The sequence below is a fragment of the Elusimicrobiota bacterium genome (assembly GCA_016788905.1).
Classification (GTDB): domain Bacteria; phylum Elusimicrobiota; class Elusimicrobia; order FEN-1173; family FEN-1173; genus JADKHR01.
This window is the reverse complement of the sequence record JAEURZ010000007.1, coordinates 1-20,418: the sequence shown is the minus strand read 5'-3', so window position 1 is coordinate 20,418 and position 20,418 is coordinate 1. Positions and strand designations below refer to the sequence as shown.

The 20,418-nt window shown below is 52.9% G+C and carries 22 protein-coding genes; 19 read left to right on the top strand and 3 right to left on the bottom strand.

The genetic code is table 11. The annotated features are described in order from the left end of the window. Window positions 1-34 precede the first annotated feature (34 nt). Window positions 35-619: a TetR/AcrR family transcriptional regulator gene (locus JNK54_04295; GenBank protein ID MBL8023488.1), complete on the bottom strand. Its 585-nt coding sequence runs from the start codon at window positions 617-619 to the stop codon at window positions 35-37. A 211-nt stretch (window positions 620-830) separates the two neighbouring features. Between JNK54_04295 and JNK54_04290 the strand changes: the two genes are divergently transcribed. The 18 genes from JNK54_04290 to JNK54_04205 all read left to right on the top strand — a co-directional run bounded on the left by JNK54_04290 (window position 831) and on the right by JNK54_04205 (window position 17,505). Continuing rightward, window positions 831-2,819: a VWA domain-containing protein gene (locus tag JNK54_04290; GenBank protein MBL8023487.1), complete on the top strand. Its 1,989-nt coding sequence runs from the start codon at window positions 831-833 to the stop codon at window positions 2,817-2,819. Beyond that, window positions 2,819-3,436 (top strand): hypothetical protein, encoded by a 618-nt coding sequence (locus JNK54_04285; protein MBL8023486.1) that lies wholly within the window; start codon window positions 2,819-2,821, stop codon window positions 3,434-3,436. Before JNK54_04290 ends, JNK54_04285 begins: the two co-directional genes overlap by 1 nt. Window positions 3,437-3,947: 511 nt before the next feature. Continuing rightward, entirely contained in the window at window positions 3,948-4,907 is a 960-nt protein-coding gene (locus JNK54_04280) for a hypothetical protein (protein MBL8023485.1), read from the top strand. A 375-nt stretch (window positions 4,908-5,282) separates the two neighbouring features. Then, window positions 5,283-5,741, top strand: coding sequence for a DUF177 domain-containing protein (locus JNK54_04275; protein ID MBL8023484.1), 459 nt, complete (start codon window positions 5,283-5,285; stop codon window positions 5,739-5,741). A gap of 15 nt (window positions 5,742-5,756) precedes the next feature. Then, a complete protein-coding gene (gene rpmF, locus JNK54_04270; GenBank protein MBL8023483.1) occupies window positions 5,757-5,963 on the top strand; it encodes a 50S ribosomal protein L32 in 207 nt (68 codons plus the stop codon). A gap of 30 nt (window positions 5,964-5,993) precedes the next feature. Further along, entirely contained in the window at window positions 5,994-7,013 is a 1,020-nt protein-coding gene (gene plsX, locus JNK54_04265) for a phosphate acyltransferase PlsX (GenBank protein ID MBL8023482.1), read from the top strand. Between the two features lie 3 nt (window positions 7,014-7,016). Beyond that, a complete protein-coding gene (locus tag JNK54_04260) occupies window positions 7,017-7,997 on the top strand; it encodes a ketoacyl-ACP synthase III (protein ID MBL8023481.1) in 981 nt (326 codons plus the stop codon). Then, window positions 7,994-8,935: an ACP S-malonyltransferase gene (gene fabD, locus JNK54_04255; GenBank protein ID MBL8023480.1), complete on the top strand. Its 942-nt coding sequence runs from the start codon at window positions 7,994-7,996 to the stop codon at window positions 8,933-8,935. The genes JNK54_04260 and fabD overlap by 4 nt, the downstream gene beginning before the upstream one ends. A 12-nt stretch (window positions 8,936-8,947) precedes the next feature. Further along, window positions 8,948-9,691, top strand: coding sequence for a 3-oxoacyl-[acyl-carrier-protein] reductase (gene fabG / locus JNK54_04250; protein ID MBL8023479.1), 744 nt, complete (start codon window positions 8,948-8,950; stop codon window positions 9,689-9,691). Window positions 9,692-9,855: 164 nt separating this feature from the next. Beyond that, a complete protein-coding gene (gene acpP, locus JNK54_04245) occupies window positions 9,856-10,095 on the top strand; it encodes an acyl carrier protein (protein ID MBL8023478.1) in 240 nt (79 codons plus the stop codon). 62 nt (window positions 10,096-10,157) lie between these two features. Further along, a complete protein-coding gene (gene fabF / locus JNK54_04240; protein ID MBL8023477.1) occupies window positions 10,158-11,411 on the top strand; it encodes a beta-ketoacyl-ACP synthase II in 1,254 nt (417 codons plus the stop codon). Between the two features lie 7 nt (window positions 11,412-11,418). Then, a complete protein-coding gene (gene rnc / locus JNK54_04235; protein ID MBL8023476.1) occupies window positions 11,419-12,177 on the top strand; it encodes a ribonuclease III in 759 nt (252 codons plus the stop codon). A 66-nt stretch (window positions 12,178-12,243) separates the two neighbouring features. Continuing rightward, complete coding sequence (locus JNK54_04230) at window positions 12,244-13,473, top strand: acyl-CoA dehydrogenase family protein (GenBank protein ID MBL8023475.1); 1,230 nt, start codon at window positions 12,244-12,246, stop codon at window positions 13,471-13,473. Window positions 13,474-13,608: 135 nt separating this feature from the next. Further along, entirely contained in the window at window positions 13,609-14,412 is an 804-nt protein-coding gene (locus JNK54_04225; protein ID MBL8023474.1) for an electron transfer flavoprotein subunit beta/FixA family protein, read from the top strand. 2 nt (window positions 14,413-14,414) lie between these two features. Further along, window positions 14,415-15,689 carry an FAD-binding protein gene (locus JNK54_04220; protein ID MBL8023473.1) on the top strand — a complete coding sequence of 425 codons (1,275 nt, stop codon included), beginning with the start codon at window positions 14,415-14,417 and terminating at the stop codon, window positions 15,687-15,689. A 4-nt stretch (window positions 15,690-15,693) separates the two neighbouring features. Continuing rightward, window positions 15,694-16,290 carry a LemA family protein gene (locus tag JNK54_04215; protein MBL8023472.1) on the top strand — a complete coding sequence of 199 codons (597 nt, stop codon included), beginning with the start codon at window positions 15,694-15,696 and terminating at the stop codon, window positions 16,288-16,290. Further along, window positions 16,280-17,002 carry a TPM domain-containing protein gene (locus tag JNK54_04210; GenBank protein MBL8023471.1) on the top strand — a complete coding sequence of 241 codons (723 nt, stop codon included), beginning with the start codon at window positions 16,280-16,282 and terminating at the stop codon, window positions 17,000-17,002. The genes JNK54_04215 and JNK54_04210 overlap by 11 nt, the downstream gene beginning before the upstream one ends. Beyond that, window positions 16,996-17,505, top strand: coding sequence for a TPM domain-containing protein (locus tag JNK54_04205; protein ID MBL8023470.1), 510 nt, complete (start codon window positions 16,996-16,998; stop codon window positions 17,503-17,505). Before JNK54_04210 ends, JNK54_04205 begins: the two co-directional genes overlap by 7 nt. A gap of 51 nt (window positions 17,506-17,556) precedes the next feature. On the opposite strand, the gene JNK54_04200 is transcribed toward JNK54_04205, so the two are convergent. Continuing rightward, window positions 17,557-18,192 carry a urate hydroxylase PuuD gene (locus tag JNK54_04200; protein MBL8023469.1) on the bottom strand — a complete coding sequence of 212 codons (636 nt, stop codon included), beginning with the start codon at window positions 18,190-18,192 and terminating at the stop codon, window positions 17,557-17,559. A gap of 62 nt (window positions 18,193-18,254) precedes the next feature. On the opposite strand from JNK54_04200, the gene JNK54_04195 reads away from it, so the two are divergent. Further along, window positions 18,255-18,773, top strand: a complete 519-nt coding sequence (locus JNK54_04195) for an 8-oxo-dGTP diphosphatase (protein MBL8023468.1) — start codon at window positions 18,255-18,257, stop codon at window positions 18,771-18,773. Window positions 18,774-18,883: 110 nt separating this feature from the next. Here JNK54_04195 and JNK54_04190 read toward each other — a convergent pair whose 3' ends face one another. Further along, window positions 18,884-20,272, bottom strand: a complete 1,389-nt coding sequence (locus JNK54_04190) for a hypothetical protein (protein MBL8023467.1) — start codon at window positions 20,270-20,272, stop codon at window positions 18,884-18,886. Window positions 20,273-20,418: the final 146 nt, after the last annotated feature.

Genomic DNA, 20,418 nt, shown 5'->3' with positions numbered 1-20,418 from the left:
CAACATCCGCGTGCCACTTAAGCGGGGGGGGGGATTAGGACCGCAGGGACTGCCAGAGGGATTGGGAGACGAGGGGTATTTGGGTGCGGAGATCTTCCGTAAACCCGCCGTACATACGGGCCGTACACACCCGAATCACGCCGCCAAAGAGGAGGGCGCCCAGAATCCGGACCGGCCCCTCTTTGATGTCGCCATTCTTTTGTCCTTCTTCAATGATCTGATTGGCAATCGTCCCGGGATGTGCGAGATCTGATGGATATTTCTTGAACTCTCTGGTTTCAGCGACAATCAGATAGGTAAATAAGTCTGGGTTGGAATCAAAGGCATTAAAACACGCTTCCACATAGAGGCGCACTTTTTCCTCACTGTTTTTACCTTCCGCCAACTGTTTAGAAAGTTTTTCTGTAAACGCCTGAAGATGGGTTGAAAATAGGGCCCAGGCCAATTCATGTTTCCCCTTAAAATGGTTGTAAAGGGCCCCCGCCGAAACACCTGCAGCGTCGGCAATATCCTTGATTGTCGTGGCCTCCACACCCTGTTTAACAAATAGGGCAACAGCGGCGCGCATAACACGCGGCAGGAGGGTTGAAGACTTATCATGGTCGAATATAAGGTCCATAATTTCGTGAACGAATGTTCGTTAAGTTATAATTCCATCGATCTAAAGTCAAGTTCGAATCTAAAAATTGAGTCAATTTTTTTTAACATTACTTATTGACATTTTAGATAATCGGTGTATAATATGAACGAACATTCATTCGTGCGAAAGGGTGAATGTTTTTTGTTTGCCGTGATATGCAAATGAACGTTCATTCAAAAGGAGGATTAAGATGAAAACCTTGTGCAGAAAAATAAGTGTCCTGATGGTTTGTCTCGTTACGGCTGGGTTGGCTTTTTCAGCGGGGACGTTGACCGTGACTGGGTCACCCAAGCAACCCATTCAAATTAAGGACCACCACGTGGATGTTGTCATTAATAATGGGTTCGCTCGAACTGAAATGGTTCAAACATTCCATAATCCCAATGGGGTGGACCTCGAAGGCTTGTACGCCTTCCCTCTTCCCCAAAAAGCCAGCCTAGCGGAATACCGGCTGACGACCGGGGAAACTGTCATGGATGGCGAAGTGGTCCCTAAAGAAGAGGCCCGCAAAGCCTATGAGGAAGAGCGGGACAATGGCCAACAGGCCGGTGTGACAGAAAAAAAAGACGATCAGCGATTTGAGTTCCATGTGGCGAAAGTTCCTGCCCAATCGGACGTGACCATGCGGGTGGTCTACTATCAACCCCTGGAAATAGACACCGGAATCGGCCGCTACATCTATCCTCTTCAAGAGGGAGGCACCGATGAAGTGGCCAAGAGCTTCTGGGTTCCTAACAGCAAGGTGGAAGGAACGTTTTCCATGAAGTTAGAACTGAAATCGGCATGGCCCGTGGCCGAAGTCCGTGTGCCTGGTCGTGAACAAGCCGCGCAAGTGATCCGCGTCGCAGACGGCCACTACCAGGTCGCCTTGTCCCAAATGGGCGGAAGTTTAAACCAAGACGTCGTGTTATACTACCGGTTGGCTGATGATCTCCCTGGGCGCGTGGAAGTCATTCCTTACCGAGCTCCCGGTGCAACAGAAGGGACCTTTCTTATGGTGGTTACCCCCGGCATCGACCTGCAACCCCTTCAGAAGGGGTCCGATTACGTGTTTGTGCTTGACGTCTCGGGAAGCATGCAAACCAAAATCCACACGCTGGCCAATGGGGTCACCCAAACCCTGGGCCAAATGAACGACCGAGACCGGTTCCGAATCGTCACCTTCAATCAGCAGGCGAAGGAACTGACCTCCGGCTGGGTCAATGCCACGGGTCCTTCCGTTAAAGAATGGGTGGATAAAATAGGGAAGATCGGTACGGACGGCGGCACGGATGTGCACGCGGGGCTCTCCCTCGCTCTCAAAAACCTAGACAACGACCGCGTGACCAGCGTGATCTTGGTCACCGACGGGGTCACGAACAGCGGTGTCATCGACCCCAAAGCCTTTCGAACACTCCTTGAACAATACGATGTTCGGGTGTTCGGATTCGTGATGGGCAATAGCGCCAACTGGCCCTTGATGCGCGTGATCGGCGAAGCGAGCGGCGGGTTTTCCTCCGGGGTGTCCAACGATGACGACATCGTGGGACAAATCCTCCTGGCCAAATCCAAAATTCGCCACGAAAGTCTCCACCACGCGGACGTTGAAATCACGGGGGGCAAGACCCACGACGTGACCCGGGTTCCCAAGAAAATCTACCGTGGTCAACAGGTGGTCCTCTTGGGAAAATACGCCCAACCTGGCGAGGCCACGTTTACCTTGAAAGCCCGTTTAAGCGGCCAAGACAAGGAGTATGTCACCCGCTTCGTTCTTCCAGAGGTGGACCAAGAAAATCCAGAACTGGAACGGCTGTGGGCCTTAAACCGAATCGAAGAAATTCAAGCCAAGACCAACGCAGGTTTAGGTGATCCGATCGAGTCCGCCACCGCGATCCGGGACCTGGGCGTCTCTTATCAAATCGTCACGGACGAAACCTCCATGTTGGTGCTAGGCGATGAAGCCTTCGCCCGGCGTGGGATCGATCGCAAGAACAAAGCTCGCGTGGCCGTGGAGCAGGCGGCCCAATCCGTTCGGGCCAACGCCCCCATTCGTCATCACCGGGTGGACACATCGAAGCCGGCGTTTCCTCGTTCCGCCCCTCGGCTGGGTGGCGGCGGAGCCCTGGACCCCGGGAGCGCGGTCATCGTCCTCCTTGGGTTGGGCTACGCGATTCGTCGCCGGTTCATCGGGGGAAAATAATGGTTCGAACGTCTTCCCTGATGGAAGACGGGAAGGGAGCGGGCCTCTGGCCCGTTCCCTTCCTGGCGGCAGGGATCGCCCTGGTCCTTATGGCTTTTCCGGCACTGGGAGACAGGTTCCAATGGATCCAGGGTGACCCCTGGGCGCCCCTGCGGTGGGTCGGGTGCCATTGGACCCATTGGTCCTGGCCCCACGTGGTCTGGGATGCCCTGGTGTTCGCGGTCCTCGGCCTCTGGGCCCAACGACTTTCCCCATGGGGATTTTATTGGACACTCGGTCTCTCTGTCCTTGCCATTCCGGTTGCCATCGGTTTTTTATTACCCGATTTGCCCAGTTACCGGGGTTTATCAGGGCTGGACTCCGCCCTTTTCGGTCTCGTGGCAACCCATTTAGCCATCGAGGCCCATCGATTGAAAAAACGCTGGGATCTCTTCATCATCTGTTTTTTAATGGGAGGATTTGCCTTGAAAGTTCTATTTGAAATTGTATTTTCCACATCCTTTTTCGCAGGCGGCTCCGAGATCATGGTACCCATCCCATTGGCGCACGCCGTTGGCGGTTTTATCGGTAGTGCTGTTGCCGGCGCTCTGGCGCGGAGCCATCCCCTCGCTAAGTAGAGAAGGGGAACAACATCTCTCTCTCAACTGGGGATTCCAGGTTAACCCGAAATCCCCAGTTGAATCACGGGATTCGACAAAAACATCGGGCCTTTTTCCTTCACAAAAAAGTTTGTCCGTAGTCCCCGCTACGACCTGCACTTTTTTGTTCGTAAAAAAGCCCGCTTTTTTCGTCTCGGTCCTCGCGCTCAACTGGGGATTCCGGGTTAATTGGAAATTGGACCAAGATGGGGGATCATCTAAGGTTATTTGCGTTTGCCAGCGTTAGGGAGAGAAATGCGGCTGGCCAGAGTGAAGATTTAGGATGCAAAGCTGAAACAAGCGGCGTGAATTCCGTGGCCAATTATAACTAAAAAAGATTGCGCCAAAAACAGTTGAGAAAGGAAAATGAGAAAGGAGGGAATGGTCTCGGAGGGCTAAGGTGGGGGATGTTTCAGACTCCCCAGGCTCTCACAGATCCTCCCGTGAATCTGAAAAAGGCCGAAAAACAACAATATAAGGGGATTCTTTGATGAAGAGTTCGCAACGTGGGAACAGTGGAAATTTCCTTGTTTACATGGGGGTCGTCCTGCTGTGTTTCTTTGCGCTCCTATGGGTCACGGGAAGGAACGAGAAGCCGGAGAAGTCCGCCGTTTCCTTGTCCCGGGATTCGTCCTCCTTGGCACCAGAATCTGTTCTCCTCACGGAACCCGAAACGGACCCCAGCGGAAAAATCCGTCAGGCCTTTGACCGCGTGATGAAATCTTATCCATACAAACTTGAAGAGAGGGTTTGGTTAAAAGAAGGGCAAGTTCCCCATGTCTACGTATTCGAAGTAAAGGATGAATATCATGGCAAGAGTTCAATGTTTTTGGGGATGAAGATAGAGCATGGTAGTATTCGCTTAAAAAATGAGCTCTACGCTCTTGACAGCACCTCGGGAGTTTGGAATTTGCTTCGTCCCGCCCGTCTTAAGGGTCGATCTATTTCAGGGCGACAACAATACGATAGCCACGTCAACCGAACCTCTACGGCTGTTGACCCGTTTAATCTGGCGGGGTTGGTGTTTGAAAGGAAGGAAATATTTGCGGGACGAGAATTCGCCCGGTATTCAAGTGATACCGTTTCAAAAGTGGGAGGTGACAACCCTGGCACGAGAGTGGTAAAGACCTTGTTGGTGGATCTTAAGAGGTTTGTCCCCGTCCTGTTCGAAATAAGCCACTCCCTTCCTGATGAATATGCCAATCAGCAGACTCTCATCCCCGGAAAAACCATGGGGGATATTTTGGGACGAGGGACTCACTATCGGCGCTTGACAGAGTGGAACTACGATTGCCTCGTTTCAGTTCAAGAACCGACTTCTTATCAAGTGATTGATGATGCTCCTCTGATCCTGTCAAAAATCAAGAGGCTCGAGATGATCCCGGATGCCTCGTTAATCGGCGATATGGGGCCCAAAGGGGTCTTTGAAAAAAGTCTTTGGGGGCATTGACGGAACAAGGGCGAGTCTCCCGGGGGATTGATCAGAGAGGGGGACATGTCTGCTTAATTGCCTTTCTCGCGTTTAAGACAAAGGGTCAATACTAGACCTCGTCTCTCATCCAGGACAGTGGGCTTTTTTTCTTTTGGCTTTTTGGTAACGGTCAACAAGGGTCTCTCTCTTTTCCATTTTGAAGGTGTCGATCGGCATGTAACCCTCTTTTTCGTGAGGAATAATATAGCGGACTCAACACCCATTTGGTCGGTAACATTACGCAGGACGCAATGCGGGGGTTTGACACTTGCCTCTCAATTCCCTACAATTGGGCCGAATTCTGTGGTTTAACCCTCCGTTGGTGGGTTGATCGGGTCTTTTGGGGGGCGGGCGATGAGGTTGCGTATCCGAGATATTGTGCGGGAAAAGTCGATTGAGTTGGACGAGTCGATTCCTGCTTCCCGGTTCACCCTGGAGTCTCCGGATCGCCCCGAGCTGGTGAGGCCTGTTCAGGCCCATATGAAAGCCGAAATTCAAGAAGAAGACGCCTGGGCATGGGTTCAGGTTCGGGCGTCGTTAACTCTTTCGTGTGCGCGGTGTTTGGAACGGTATGAATTGGAGGTTCGGCCTTCGTTTGAAGTCGAGGCTCCCGTGACGGAGGAATACCTCGATATTGACGACGACATCCGTCAAAACATTTTCTTGTCCCTGCCTCCGAAACCGTTGTGTCGGCCGGGATGCCGGGGCCTTTGTTCAATGTGTGGGAAGAACCTCAATAAGGGGCCGTGTGGATGCCCTCCCCCTGAAACAAGTTCAGTTTTTGACGTGTTGAAAAATTTGAAACTTAAATAAGGATAATCAATCCCCATGGCTAACCCAAAGAAAAAACATTCACCCGCCCGTCGTGACAGCCGACGGTCCGCGAACTTTAAGTTGGTTTACGGTTCGCTTTCCCGTTGCCCGAATTGTGGCGCGGCGCGTCCTCCCCATCGTGTGTGCGCCGCCTGTGGCTTTTACGGGAAAGAATTGGTTGTCGCTCCGAAAGCGCCGAAGAAAAAAGACGAAGGAAAATAGGTTCTGGTGCGTTTTTAATTTACCATGACCATCCGCATCGCTCTGGACGCCATGGGCGGGGATCGGGGGCTCCCTCCCAACATCGAAGGGGCCCTCCTCGCTAAACAAGAGTTGGAGCATGAGATTATCCTTGTGGGCGACCAGGGGATGATTGAGCAGGAGCTGGCCCACCATGGGGCGTCGGGCAAATTCATTATCCAACACGCGCCGACCGTCATTGGAATGCATGAAAAACCCGCGGAAGCTTGTCGCTCGAAGAAAGATTCCTCTATTATGGTCTGCGCGGACATCGTGTCCCAAGGGAAGGCCGATGCTTTGATTTCCGCGGGCAATTCCGGGGCGACGATGGCGGCCAGTTTGTGGCATTTGCGGCGCCTGCCCGGGGTGTCTCGTCCCGCGATCGCGGCGATCTTTCCAACGTTGGAAGGAAACTCTGTCCTCCTGGATGTGGGGGCAAACGTGGATTGCAAACCCAAACATCTTCTCCAATTCGCCATCATGGGCTCTATTTATTCCAAGGCTGTTTTTGGTATCGCCAACCCCCGGGTGGGTCTTTTAACCATTGGGGAGGAAGAGGGGAAAGGAAACGAATTGACTTTGGAAACCCATCCGTTACTGCGTGCCAGTGGTTTGAATTATGTGGGACACACGGAAGGACGTGACATCCCCGCGGGGACGGCCGACGTCTTTGTTTGTGATGGTTTTGTGGGGAACGTCCTTTTGAAGTTTGGTGAGGGGTTGGCGGCGGCGGTATTAAAATTGATTAAGCAAGAGGTTCGCAAACACCCTTTGGCTATTTTTGGGAAATACTTGCTTAAAGGGGCGTTTAAAGAGCTCCTCAAAAAAACAGACCCTTCCGAATTTGGGGGCGCTTTGTTGTTGGGGGTCAATGGGGTCGCTTTGATTGCCCACGGGGGGTCCGACGCTAAAGCGGTAAAAAATTCGGTTCGGACCGCTGCCGCTTTTGTGGAGAAGGGAATTAATCGGCAGATTTCCGAACAGATTCACCGTCTGCCTCCCACTCCCTTGCCCGCGCCGGTGGGGACTTAACCCATGGGCGTGAAATTTCTATCGACCGGCTCAGGACTTCCGGCTCGGGTTCTCACAAATGATGATTTGACTAAAATGGTGGACACGTCGGACGAGTGGATCACCGAGCGGACCGGAATTAAAGAACGGCGGATTGTCGCTCCGGACCAAGCGACATCGGATCTGTCCACCCAGGCGGCTCGTCAAGCGCTGGAGCGGGCCCATCTCCGGCCCGATCAGGTGGACGCGATCGTCGTGGCCACCTGCACGCCGGATCATCTATTCCCGTCGACAGCATGTCTGGTTCAGAAAGCCTTAGAGGTGCCCTCGTGCATCGCTTTTGATGTTTCGGCGGCCTGTTCCGGGTTTATTTACGGGCTGGCCGTGGTCAATGGTCTTATCGAGACAGGTGTTGCAAAGACCGTTCTTTTAATTGGCGCGGACACCCTTTCTCGGTTTACGGATTGGACGGATCGAGGGACCTGTGTCCTTTTTGGTGACGGGGCGGGGGCTGTTGTTCTGGCCGCGTCAGATGGGCCATCCGATTTGCTTTCCCTTCATCTTTCCGCGGACGGGTCTAAGGGGGATGTTTTGAATATTCCCGGCGGTGGGTCGCGTCATCCTTTGAATAGCACAGACGACATCCGCGCCTTTCCGCCTCTCATTAAAATGGAGGGGAAAGAAGTGTTTAAAAATGCCGTAACCCGGATGGTGGAGGCCGCTACCGCGGCTCTCGCTAAGGCGGGCTTATCTCCCCAAGATCTTCGTCTCCTCATTCCTCACCAGGCCAATTTGCGGATCATTGACGCGGTGGCCAAAAGAGTCAATATCCCGGACGACCGAGTGTTTCGTAACGTTCAAAAATTCGGCAATATGTCGGCCGCCACCACGATCATCGCGTTGGACCAAGCGGTTTCTGAGGGGCAAGTGAAACGGGGGGACAAAGTGGAATTGATCGCTTTTGGCGCGGGGTTGACCTGGGGTGCGGCGGTCCTGCAATGGTGATGAAAACGGCGTTTCTTTTTCCGGGTCAAGGGGCTCAATACGTGGGGATGGGCCGCGAGCTTAACGATCATTTTCCGGAGGCGCGAGCCATCTTTGAACGGGCGGAATCCCGGCTGGGCCGTGAATACATTGATGTGATTTTTTCGGGTCCAGAAGAAAAGCTTCGGCAGACGCGGTTCACGCAGGTCTCTCTTTTCATCGTTTCCATGGCGGCCCACGCGGTCCTTCGGTCTTCCGGTCGGCGAGCGGACGTGATGGCGGGGCACAGTTTGGGGGAATACTCGGCACTTTGTGCCGCGGGGGCGTTTGATTTCGAAACGGGTTTGGATTTGGTGAAAGCCCGCGGGGAAGCCCTAGGGGCTGCCGCGGAAAAGGCTGCGGGATCGATGGCGGCCCTTTTGGGCCTCGAACGTTCTGTGGTGGACGACCTGTGTCGAAAGGCGGCCGTGAAGGGGCTGTGCCAACCCGTCAATTTCAATTGCCCCGGACAGATTGTGGTGGCAGGGACGGCGGAAGCCATGGACGAAGTGGTTCGACTGGCCCAGGAGGCTGGGTCTTTAAAATCCCTGCGTTTGAATGTTTCCGGCGCTTTCCATTCCTCATTGATGAATCCAGCCGCGACGGCCATGGCCCCGGTTCTGGCGGCGGCGCGGATCGTCTCGCCGGACGTTCCCGTGGTGGCCAACGTGGACGCCCGGCCAGTGCAGGATCCCCAACAGATTCGTGAGAAATTGGTTCAACAGATCGACCACGCGGTGTTATGGGAAGAGACCCTGCGGTTTATGATCGACGCGGGGGTCGAAACTTTTATTGAACTGGGACCGGGCCGGGTTCTCTCTGGGCTATTGCGGCGCACCGATAAGACGAAAAAATTTTCTAATATAGAAGACAAGAAATCTGCGGACGCGCTTCTCGCTGTGTCCTCGACCCCCTCCTAAAAGGATAACCCTATGCGACTCAAAGACCAAACAGCATTGATTACCGGCGGCGCCCAAGGCATTGGCCGGGCCATCGCCGAAACATTTGCCAAAGAAGGGGCGAACTTGGCGCTCTGCGATGTGAACGAGCAGGTGTGTCAGGCGACAGCGGATGAGTTGGCCAAAACCTTTGGTGTGAAAACCCATGCGGCCAAAGTTAATGTGACGGCGTTCGCGGATTGTGAGAAATGGGTCCAGTCGGTCTTCGCGGTATTCGGGCGGGTCGACATCTTAGTGAATAACGCCGGGATCACGAAAGACAATCTTTTGATGCGCATGTCCGACGCCGAATGGGACGCCGTCCTCGCGGTCAATCTGAAGGGGCCGTTTAACTGCACGAAAGCGGTGGTTCGCCCCATGTTTAAAGCCCAACGGGGCCGCATTATCAACATCGCTTCGATTGTGGGGTTGATGGGGAACGCGGGGCAGGCCAACTATTCGTCTTCCAAAGGGGGCCTGGTGGCCCTGACCAAAACGTGCGCGCGGGAATTTGCCAGCCGCCAGGTTCTTGTCAATGCCATCGCGCCCGGCTTCATTCGGACCGCCATGACCGACAAACTATCGGACGACCAAAAAAAGAAACTCACCGATCTCATCCCGTTAACCCGTTTGGGCGAGTCCCAGGACGTTGCCAACGCGGCACTCTTTTTGGCTTCTGATGAAAGTTCTTATATCACCGGCCACGTTCTTTCCGTGAACGGTGGGATGTACATGTAGGGATCCCTCTCCCCGATCCTCTCCCGCTCTGCGGGAGAGGGTGGGCCGACGGCCCGGGTGAGGGGAAGTTTAATGTTTTGCAGTCGGGCAGGATAGGCCCAACGCGCGCGGGGCGAACCCACGCACGTTGAGCTTCTCCTCCCACATCGCGTAAGGAGGCACAAGTGGCAGACGACATCGAGACAAAGGTAAAAGAAATCATCGTGGAACAGTTGGGCGTTGACGCGGCGCAGGTGAAGCCGGAATCGTCCTTCGTGAATGACCTCGGGGCCGATTCGTTGGACACCGTGGAGTTGGTGATGGCGTTGGAAGAAGCCTTCGACATGGAAATCCCTGACGAAGAAGCGGAGAAAATCCAAACCGTCACACAAGCTGTTTCCTACATCACCAGTCATAAGAAATAGATGACCCCCCGGTCCCCGAGGGGCGAGCGGCCGCGGGGCACCGACACTTTGGAGAAATCCCTATGTCCATGAATCAAAAACGAATCGTCGTCACAGGCCTCGGGGTGGTGAGCCCCATCGGAATCGGCAAGGCGGCGTTCCTGGAATCCATTAAGGCCGGTCGTTCCGGTGTGGGCAAGGTCAGTTATTTCGATGTGTCCACTTACCCCTGCCAAATTGACGCGGAGGTCAAAGGATTTCAAGCGGATCAATTCATAGACCGCAAGAAAATAAAACGCATGGATCCTTTTGCTCAATTTGCCATGGCCGCGGCGCGGATGGCGGTGACAGACTCGGGGATCGATTTTTCAAAGGAAAATCCTGAACGGTGTGGGGTGATTGTGGGGTCGGGAATTGGGGGCCTTCAAACGATTGAGGCGGAGCACAGCGTTATTCTTAAAAAAGGCATGCGCCGGGTTTCTCCATTTCTGATCCCCATGCTGATTTCCAACATTGCTTCAGGGGAGATCGCCATTGAATACGGGATCACGGGTCCCAACTATTCCGTGAGCTCCGCCTGTGCCACAGCCAACCACGCTCTGGGCGCATCGTTGCGGCATTTGCGCTATGGGGACGCGGACGTTTTAATTGCGGGAGGAGCGGAGGCCGCCATTACCGCTTTGGGTTACGCGGGGTTTTGTCAGGCGCGGGCTATGACAACAGATTTTAATGATTTTCCCGAAAAGGCCAGCCGGCCGTTCGATAAAAACCGGTCGGGTTTCGTGATGGGTGAAGGCGCTGGGGTTTTGGTTTTGGAAACCTTGGAGCACGCTTTGGCCCGGGGCGCCAAAATTTATGGGGAGTTGGCTGGGTTTGGTGCGACGGACGATGCGTATCACATTACCGCGCCGTCCCCTGAAGGCAAAGCGGCGACCCGTGCCATGCAATTGGCGTTGGCCGATGCGGGCGTCCGCCCGGAAGAAGTGGACTACGTGAACGCGCACGGAACTTCCACCGAACTGAACGACAAAACGGAGACCATGGCCCTGAAAAAGGTTTTTGGGGCGCACGCCCAAAAACTAGCCATTTCTTCGACCAAATCCATGACCGGCCACTTGCTGGGGGCCGCGGGTGCGGTGGAATTGATCGCCACTCTTCTCTGCATGGAAAATGGGTTTATTCACCCCACCATTAATTACGAAACACCGGACCCTGAATGCGACCTGGATTATGTCCCCAACGTGGCGCGCCCGGCTCAAATTCAATGTGCCCTTTCAAATTCCCTTGGGTTTGGCGGCCACAACGCGGTGGTGGTGGCCAAGCGCTATAACGGGTAAACGGGCCATGGCACGCGTGGACGCCGCGCCCCTGGAAAAGGTGCTTCGGCGTGTTTTCAAGTCGCGGAAGTTGTTTCAGGAAGCTCTGACCCACAAATCCTACGCCATCGAACATGGAAGCAAATCTTTTAACGAGCGTTTGGAATTTTTGGGGGATAGTATTCTGGCCGCGATCGTGGCCCATTACCTCTTTAAGCGGTATCCGGACGAAGACGAGGGAAAACTTTCCAAACTGAAATCTCAATTGGTGGCCCGTCCTTCCTTGGTCCTCTGGGCCCGAGAAATCGGTTTGGGTCAGTATCTCTGGATGTCGGATGGGGAAGAGGCCACCGGGGGCCGCGACCGGGAAAGTCTTTTGGCGAATGCTTTTGAGGCTCTTTTAGGGGCCCTGTTCCTGGACGGTGGGTTTCCTGTTGCCCAGCGGTTTATTGTCCGATTGGTTTCCAAGAAAAAAAGAATTATTGAAACCGATTATAAAAGCAAATTGCAAGAAATCATCCAAAAGCGTTATAAAGTACCACCTTCTTACACACTGAAAGAACAGACGGGGCCCGACCATAATAAAACCTTTGTGATGCATGTTCATGTTCGACGACGGCTCCTGGGAGTTGGGGACGGGCGATCCAAAAAAGAGGCCGAACAGGCCGCGGCGTGGGAAGGTTTAAAAAAAATTCGAGTTCATCGGCTTTCCCCACTCATCGATCCAACCCATATGGCCGAAGACAATACGGTGGCGGTTCCCTCACCCCGGCGTCCCTCGCGCTGAAATCGTTAAGATTTTGTATATTGGTTTTTCCAAAGACTATTTTCACCAGCTCAGAGAGGAGATTTTATGAACTATTTTTTGACCGAAGAACAACAGGCCATTGCGGAAACGGCCCGCGAGATCGCGGAAAAAAAGATTAAACCGGTTCGTGAGAAGCACGATGCCGAGGAAAGTTTCCCCTGGGAAGTGGTGGAGGAGTTAAAAAAAGCCGATCTCTTCGGGGTGTATTTTCACCCGAATTACGGAGGGCTTGGCGGGGCTGGTTTTGAGTTGGTTCTCGTTGTGGAGGAACTCTCGAAAGCCTGTGGCGGCATCGCGCTTTGTCTCGCGGCGACGGCGCTCGGGGCGTTCCCCATCATCCTCTTCGGAACCCCGGAACAAAAAAGGAAATGGCTCCCGGATTTGGCCAGTGGCAAACGCTTGGGCGCTTTCGCCATCACCGAGCCCGAAGCCGGTTCCGATGCCACGGCGACAAAATGTTCGGCGAAAAAAGATGGGGATTTTTACATCCTCAACGGGGTAAAGAATTTTTGTTCCAATGGAGAGGCCGCGGAAATCTACTCCATTTTTGCCACAACGGATCCCAAGCGGGGGGCGCGGGGAATTTCAGCTTTCGTGGTTGAGAAAGGGATGAAAGGGTTTACTTTCGGGAAGAAAGAGACGAAAATGGGGATCCGCGCCAGTTCCACTTATGAACTCGTATTTGACAATTGCCGGGTCCCGGCCGCCAATATGTTGGGAAAAGAAGGGTTTGGTCTCTTTGTGGCCCAAGCGACTTTCGACATTTCCCGTCCAGGTGTGGCCGCCCAGGCTTTGGGTATTGGGACAGGGGCGCTGAACGAGTCTTTGGCTTACGCCAAGGTTCGACGGCAGTTTGGACAGTCGGTGCTCTCGTTTCCCTCTTCCCAACACATGGTGGCCGACATGGCCACGAGCCTTGAGGCTTCGCGCGCGCTCCTTTATTCCGTGACGCGGGCCATGGACGTGGATATGAAAGCCGCTGTGGACGCTTCTGAGGAATCGGGGAAAACGGTTTATGAGGAAATGAAGAAGGTGTCCACGGGGCGTTGGACAAAATATTCGGGTATGGTGAAGTTGTTTTGCTCAGACACGTCTTTCTGGGTTTCGGACAGTGCCATACAACTGTGTGGTGGGATCGGTTACATGCGGGACTTCCCTGTCGAGAAATTTTTGCGCGACGCAAAAATTACGCAGATTTATGAGGGCACCAATCAGATTCAACGTAACGAGATCGGCATGATGATCACGAAAGAACTGGCGGCGAAACCGGCCTAGGCGGGCCAACCCTCCTGGGTGGATCAGGGGCGTCGTTCGGTTCGGGGTAACGGCTGAATGACGGATACGTGTTGGAAGCATTTTCAGAGAGTAGAATGGGATCGACCAACTCATTAAAATAGAGGGCCTATGGGAATCCATATCGTTGTTTGTATCAAACAGACCCCCGCCACTTCCAATATTCAAATAGACCCGGTCACGGGAACATTGAAACGGGAAGGCATGGCCGCGGCGATCAATCCGTTTGACGAATACGGGATCGAAGAGGCGGTTCGGATAAAAGAGCGTATTCCGGGGACCACCGTGAGCGTGATCACCATGGGACCTCCCCAAGCGGAAGAATCTCTTCGGGAGGCCATTGCCCGGGGAGCGGATCAGGGGTTTCACCTGACCAGTCGCGCCTTCGCTGGTGCCGACACCTGGGCGACTTCGTACACCCTTTTTAAGGGGATTGAAAAAATTGTTAAAGAGAAAGGGCCGGTTCATTTGATCCTTTGCGGAAAACAAACGAACGATGGGGACACGGGTCACGTGGGTCCTGGAATAGCGGCGTGGCTGGATTGGCCCAACGTTGCTTATGTGAAAAAAGTGGAGTCCGTGGATGACAAAAAAATTGTTGTGCATCGGATGATGGAAGATGGGGTGGACGTTTTGGAAATGGATCTCCCCGCGGTGGTCGCGGTGGTGAAGGAGATCAATGAGCCTCGGGTGGCCGGTTTGAAAGGGAAAATGGCCGCCAAAAAAGCCATTATTCCCAAATGGAACGAAACGGATATCGAAGCCGATATCAAGAGTATTGGACTGGGCGGCTCGCCGACCATCGTGGCGAAGTCGTTCAATCCTCCTCCGCGGAAGGGCGGCGTCAAAATCGATGGCGCGACGGCTCAGGATAAGGCGAAAGCCTTGGTGGACAAACTTCAAGAGATGAAACTCATTTAACCATGCCCAATACAATCTTTGTCACGAAAAACCGTTGCACCGGATGCACCTCCTGCGCGAAGGCTTGCCCTGTCTCGTGTATCGATATGGTGGATCGCCCGAAAGAGCCTGGGGTTCCCTGGAGGAAGTTGGCTGTTATTGATGAAGCCAAATGTATTTTTTGCAACGCCTGTGTGGAAGCCTGTGATCAACTGGGTGAAAAATCCAAGAACAAAGAGGTGTTCCACGCCATCACGCTGATGAAAGAAAAGGTTGAGGGGAAAACGATTGTGGACGTTTCCCTCTACAAAAATGTTTGGATTTTCGCGGAGATGCGGCACGGGAAACTGGTTCCCACTGCTTTTGAACTGTTGGGGTTGGCTCGGACGTTGGCCGGGACCTTGGGCGAACAGGTGGCCGCTGTTCTTATCGGAAAAGACGTGGGGCCTCACGCCCAGGAATTGATCGCCCACGGGGCGGACATTGTTTACGTGATCGATCACCCGTCTTTGGAAAATTTCGTTGACGAGGTGTATACCCAGGCGCTCACGGATCTTATTCTTCAGGAAAAACCCAACAAACTTTTGCTCCCGGCCTCCACCATCGGCCGTTCGTTTGGATCCCGGGTGGCCATCGCCGCCAACACGGGGATTACCGCGGATGCCACGGAACTCTCCATTGATCCTGGGTCGCGAATGCTTCACGCCACACGGCCTTCCTTTGGCGGGAATTTAATGGCCACCATCCTCTGTGAAAACCATCGTCCGGAAATGGCCACGGTTCGACCCATGGCGTTTCCCCGTTCGCCCGAAGAACAAGGCCGGACCGGAAAGGTGGTGGTTGTTCCTGTTGATGTTTCGAAATGGAAGGAACGGACCCGTTTTGTCCGGTTTGAGGCGGAGAAAGGGGAAGCCCAAGACATTACGGCCGCCGACGTGATCGTGGCGGGGGGGCGTGGGGTAGGGGGGGCGGATGGTTTTAAGGCTTTGGAAGCGTTGGCCTCCGCTCTGAAAGGAACCGTGGGGTCCAGTCGTGCCGCGGTAGACGCGGGATGGATTCCTTATCGGACCCAGGTCGGGCTTACCGGCCGAACCGTTCGTCCTAAACTTTATATTGCCGCTGGGATTTCAGGCCAAATTCAACACTTGGCCGGGATGAGTTCGAGCGAGGTTATTGTGTCCATCAACAAGGATGGGGAATGCCCATTGAATAAAATGGCCACCCTATCCATTGAAGGGGACATGTTCGAAGTGATTCCCGCCATCACCGCGGAAATCAATAAACGTCGAGGGCACTGATCCTATGAAAAAACAAATTCTACTCCTGACTCTTTCTGTGGGCTTTCTTTCGGGCTGTGGTTATAATACGTTTCAGACGACGGACGAGACCATCACGTCGTCTTGGGCCGAGGTGGTGAACCAGTACCAGCGGCGGGCCGATTTGATCCCGAACCTGGTCAATACCGTCAAAGCCGTCGTCAAACAGGAAAAAGATGTGTTTTTAGGTGTGACCGAGGCCCGGTCTCGGGTGGGGGCTATTCAGGCTTCACCGGAGACCTTAAAAGACGCCGCCGCTTTCTCGAAATTTCAAGCGGCGCAGGGAGAATTATCAGGGGCCTTGTCCCGCCTCTTGGCCGTGACAGAAAACTATCCCCAGTTGAAATCCGACCAGAATTTCCGAGACCTCCAAGTCCAACTCGAAGGCACTGAGAACCGTATTGCCGTGGCCCGTAATCGCTACATCGCCGCTGTTCGGGAATACAACGTGACGGTGCGCCGATTCCCAACGAACTTGACCGCCAAGATGTTTGGGTACACCACGAAACCCACTTTTTCCGTTGAAAATGAGAAAGCCATCGCCACGCCTCCCCTTGTTGATTTCGGTGCCGATGCGAAGTAAGCGGTCCGGTTTTAAAAAGGGCCTTCTGGGCACCTTCCTGTGCTTCTTTTCTCTTAGTCTCCTGGCCGACCAGCCAATCCCTCCTCTCACCCGACGTGTTACCGATTTAACCGGGACGCTGAACGCGACCCAACAGTCGGCCATCGAAAAAGTCCTCGAACAATTTGAGCGAGAGAAAGGGTCTCAGGTGGCCGTCTTTATTGTCCCTACCACCAAGCCCGAATCCATTGAACAATACGCCATTCGGGTCGCGGAGCAATGGAAACTGGGACGAAAGAGTGTGGATGATGGGGTTTTGTTTTTGGTGGCGAAAAACGATCGAACCCTTCGTTTGGAGGTGGGGTATGGTTTGGAAGGTGTTCTTCCCGATGCTCTCTGCAACCGTATTATCGATGGATTCGTTGTCCCTCGGTTCAAAGAAGGTGACTTTTTTGGAGGGATTCGCGATGGGGTGGCACGAATTTTAGGGACCATTCAAGGGGAGCCCCTTCCCCCGCCTGTTTCCGAAAAGAGTAAAACGGGGGGGGGCGTGATTATGGTGATTTTTATTTTTCTTCTTCTCTTGATTAATCTTCTCCCCCGTCTTTTTGGATTTTCGTCTCTCCGATCGGGACGGGGGGGCTGGCGGTCCGGTGGCGGTGGCTTTGGCGGGGGAGGTTTCGGTGGTGGGGGCGGTGGGTTTGGTGGTGGGGGAGCGTCTGGACGATGGTAAACACATACGATTTAAAGCGATGGGCACAGCATGTTTTTTCTCTGCCCGGTCTCCTTCGGCGGCGGTTTCCCGCACCCCTATTAAAATCCATCGAGGAAGCGGTTGGCAACTCGGAAAAAAAGCACAACGGAGAAATTCAGTTTGCGGTGGAAGCTTTCCTTCCCCTTCGTGATCTGGTGGCGGGCGTCTCTCCTCGGGAAAGGGCAGAAGAGATATTTTCAAATCTCCGGGTTTGGAACACGGAAAACAACAACGGTGTTTTAATCTATATCAATTTATCCGATCGGGACGTGGAAATTGTCGCGGACAGAGGGTTAAACAAAAAAATATCAATCGCGGAGTGGGAAACGATTTGTCGATCTATGGAAAACCACTTCCGGGAAGGCCGTTTTGAAAAAGGGGCGTTGGCGGGGATTGAAGGTGTAACCCAGCTTCTCTCCCGTCATTTCCCTTCCCAGGGGGACAACCCTAATGAACTTTCGGATCGGCCTACCCTTCTTTAACCCAGGACACAACAGCCCCGCTCTGCCCGAAGAGGTTTTTCGAAAAGGTCTTTAGTCTGTGAGGGGAGAAACCCGCACAGAGAGCCAATAAAAAGCCCAGATGAAGGCAAGGCCGATGGCGCTAAAGACCAGAAAGGTTGTTAAATTGATGGCGCTGTAATGGGCCGCCGCCATCATCCCGAACAACATGGGACCTGAAAGAAAGGTGTTGATCCGGGAAAACAAAGCCGATCGGGACTTGAGGATGGGAACAATTTCCGGCGAGGCTTTGGGGACGCCCAACCCAAAGAGACTCTTTTGGGCTGGCCAAATGATGAACCAGACGTTAAACCACATGAGGGAGCCCAGGATCATCCCGATCAGGATCCACCAGGCTCGGCCAGTCACTCCCTCCGCGTTTGAGAAAAAAGCGGTGGGCCCCCAAAGTCCGGGTTGGTACATATAGACCATTGAGAAAAGGATCCAGCCCGAGAGAAATGTCCCCATGGCGCTCCATCGGAACCACCACAGGGCTCGGGGAATAAGTTGAGGGTTGACCGCTTTTTTTGTGGTGTCGTCCATGCTGGCTTGAAGCTGAATGTTGACGAAGTTAAAAAAGAATAAATGCCCAACCCAAACGATCCCAAAGAGAACATGGAACCAGCGCATAAAAAGGTGAAAATTGTTGTAGAAATCGGTGAGAGCCACGGATCCTCCGTATATATGATTATTTTGTCATAATTTATTAATTTCATAAAAGAAAAGCAACCATGATAAAACTCGCCACCTTGTGTTATGTGAAACGTGCCGGAAAAACCTTGATGATGCACCGCGTCAAACGGTCCAACGATATCCATTTTGGGAAGTGGAATGGTCTGGGGGGAAAACTATTTCCAGGAGAAACGCCTGAAGAGTGTGTGATCCGAGAGGTTCGAGAGGAAAGCGGACTTGAATTACGAAGCCCCGAATTAAAGGGTTTTCTAACGTTTCCGGGTTTTGACGGGGAAGACGACTGGTACGTTTTCGTCTTCGTGGCCCGGAAATTCTCCGGGGTTATAGGCCCCTGCCCCGAGGGCGATTTGTCCTGGATCCCCGACAGGAAACTCGCGTCTCTCCCTCTTTGGGAAGGCGACCGGATCTTTATGAAATGGCTGAACGGCCGAAAATTCTTTTCAGGAAAATTTGTCTACAAAAACCATCGTCTGAAAACCTTCAAAGTGACCTTCAACAAACCGAACCAAGATTTTTCCTCTGGCCGCGGAATTCGGGTGGGTGGACGGTCCGGATAAGAAGGATTTGGAACCATAAAACAGGATATTATCCAACCAAAACGATGGGTTGAAAATAAAAACGCCCACCGCCCTGGAGCTTCCAAGGCGGTGGGCGTTTTTGGCCAATCTTAAACTTTCGGGTTTCCCCATTTAATCTTTAGTTTTGCCCACATTTTCGAAACATCATCTTTCCCTCTTGTATCATAGGTTAGGTAATCCCCTGTAAACAACCTTGCGTAACCGATCTCGGCTTTGACATTTTCGGAGTGTTTGTATTTTAGGGCGACATCAAGCTCCATCCCAATGTCATCCCCTGCAAGGACTGAGCTCTCTTTGACTGAGGCTGAAAAGAGATCGATAGAACCCGTGAACTTGTTTTCCAAGATGGGGGGAGTGAAGTCAACCCCGAGGGCCCCCACCGACAGACCGTCTCCTTGCAAAGCTGAGTCGTAGGCTAATCCCTGAAAGGAGTAATCGGTTCCAGCTAAAAAGTTATTAAACGCGAAGTGAAAATCATTGCTTAATATTTCACCATATCGAAAATCCGAATTTATAGGGTGAAAAGATTCATCATCTTGGTCATTGAAATTGGGGTCCCCCGTTGTTTCCAGGAGTTTAGCACGAAGACTAATCCCGGATGAGGGGATCGTGTAATCGGCAAAGAGAACGAAAGCCGAACCCATGTAGGTGAGCTTTTTATTTCCTAGGGCCCCATTATTAATATTTCCGAAATTTCGGGCCAATTCAATTCCGGCCCGATTTCCCTGTTCGTCTTCCATTCCAAAGCGAAGGTCAGCCACCTTAAGATTGTCGTTGTCTGACTCGGAATCATTCCCTTTGGAAGTCAACATGTAAAGCCCGAGTTCCAGGGGCATTTTGGATTGTGTCCCAGAAGCAAAATCGAATGCAACCGTTCCCCAGGAAACATTGACGTCCCCAACCGTATCTCCATTGTCGGTGTCAAGAATGTGATCGTCCTCATAGAGTTTTCCTGAAACGACTTCCGCTGATAATGGGCCCCAATTACGGGTCGCCGAAAAGGCATCCAACGCATTGACAAAAAGCAAATTGTCATTTGTGGGACCAAAATAGGCAATAAGGTCTCCCTTTCTCCCTGCATACTGTCGCCCGAGTCGGATATTGTCAAGACCGAGGAACCCCGCAATATCTACGTAGGCATTTTCAATAACAATGGAATCTTGTTCTTGGTTCAATGTTGTCGGTCGAGAATCTCCCCCGTATTGTGCTCCCGCTCCCGTGTAAGCGGGACTCCGGACCGCTTCGACGCGTGCGGTCACTCCATCCGTCACGTCTGCGTTCATTCCCAATCTCACGCGGGTGATCGTTCCACCGCGGGTGTCTCGGGATGCGTCAGACAGGTCCGTTTCATTGGTGGCTTGTTCGCCAAGGACTTCTAAGGAGCCATCAAAGGTGACATTTTTCATTCCCAACAGATCTCCTGAGAATGCCAAGCTGGACATTCCCATGAGGGCCATTATTGCGATTAGATTTTTCATCGGAAGGATACCTCCATTGTTGAATTTTAATTTGAGTTCTACTTACGGAATTTAAATCATGTAACTTGCGGTGAATTCAAGCGGCTATTGCACCAAGCCATGAATTGAAGACCTCGTTTGGAGTTTTGTATCCCAAGCATTTCATG

Coding starts and splice junctions, on each gene's coding strand:
- JNK54_04230 (MBL8023475.1), top strand. CDS start 12,244: ATGAACTATTTTTTGACCGAAGAACAACAGGCCATTGCGGAAACGGCC.
- fabG (MBL8023479.1), top strand. CDS start 8,948: ATGCGACTCAAAGACCAAACAGCATTGATTACCGGCGGCGCCCAAGGC.
- rnc (MBL8023476.1), top strand. CDS start 11,419: ATGGCACGCGTGGACGCCGCGCCCCTGGAAAAGGTGCTTCGGCGTGTT.
- JNK54_04195 (MBL8023468.1), top strand. CDS start 18,255: ATGATAAAACTCGCCACCTTGTGTTATGTGAAACGTGCCGGAAAAACC.
- JNK54_04210 (MBL8023471.1), top strand. CDS start 16,280: ATGCGAAGTAAGCGGTCCGGTTTTAAAAAGGGCCTTCTGGGCACCTTC.
- JNK54_04260 (MBL8023481.1), top strand. CDS start 7,017: ATGGGCGTGAAATTTCTATCGACCGGCTCAGGACTTCCGGCTCGGGTT.
- JNK54_04215 (MBL8023472.1), top strand. CDS start 15,694: ATGAAAAAACAAATTCTACTCCTGACTCTTTCTGTGGGCTTTCTTTCG.
- JNK54_04205 (MBL8023470.1), top strand. CDS start 16,996: ATGGTAAACACATACGATTTAAAGCGATGGGCACAGCATGTTTTTTCT.
- JNK54_04285 (MBL8023486.1), top strand. CDS start 2,819: ATGGTTCGAACGTCTTCCCTGATGGAAGACGGGAAGGGAGCGGGCCTC.
- JNK54_04220 (MBL8023473.1), top strand. CDS start 14,415: ATGCCCAATACAATCTTTGTCACGAAAAACCGTTGCACCGGATGCACC.
- JNK54_04275 (MBL8023484.1), top strand. CDS start 5,283: ATGAGGTTGCGTATCCGAGATATTGTGCGGGAAAAGTCGATTGAGTTG.
- rpmF (MBL8023483.1), top strand. CDS start 5,757: ATGGCTAACCCAAAGAAAAAACATTCACCCGCCCGTCGTGACAGCCGA.
- JNK54_04295 (MBL8023488.1), bottom strand. CDS start 619: ATGGACCTTATATTCGACCATGATAAGTCTTCAACCCTCCTGCCGCGT.
- fabF (MBL8023477.1), top strand. CDS start 10,158: ATGTCCATGAATCAAAAACGAATCGTCGTCACAGGCCTCGGGGTGGTG.
- JNK54_04190 (MBL8023467.1), bottom strand. CDS start 20,272: ATGAAAAATCTAATCGCAATAATGGCCCTCATGGGAATGTCCAGCTTG.
- JNK54_04290 (MBL8023487.1), top strand. CDS start 831: ATGAAAACCTTGTGCAGAAAAATAAGTGTCCTGATGGTTTGTCTCGTT.
- JNK54_04280 (MBL8023485.1), top strand. CDS start 3,948: ATGAAGAGTTCGCAACGTGGGAACAGTGGAAATTTCCTTGTTTACATG.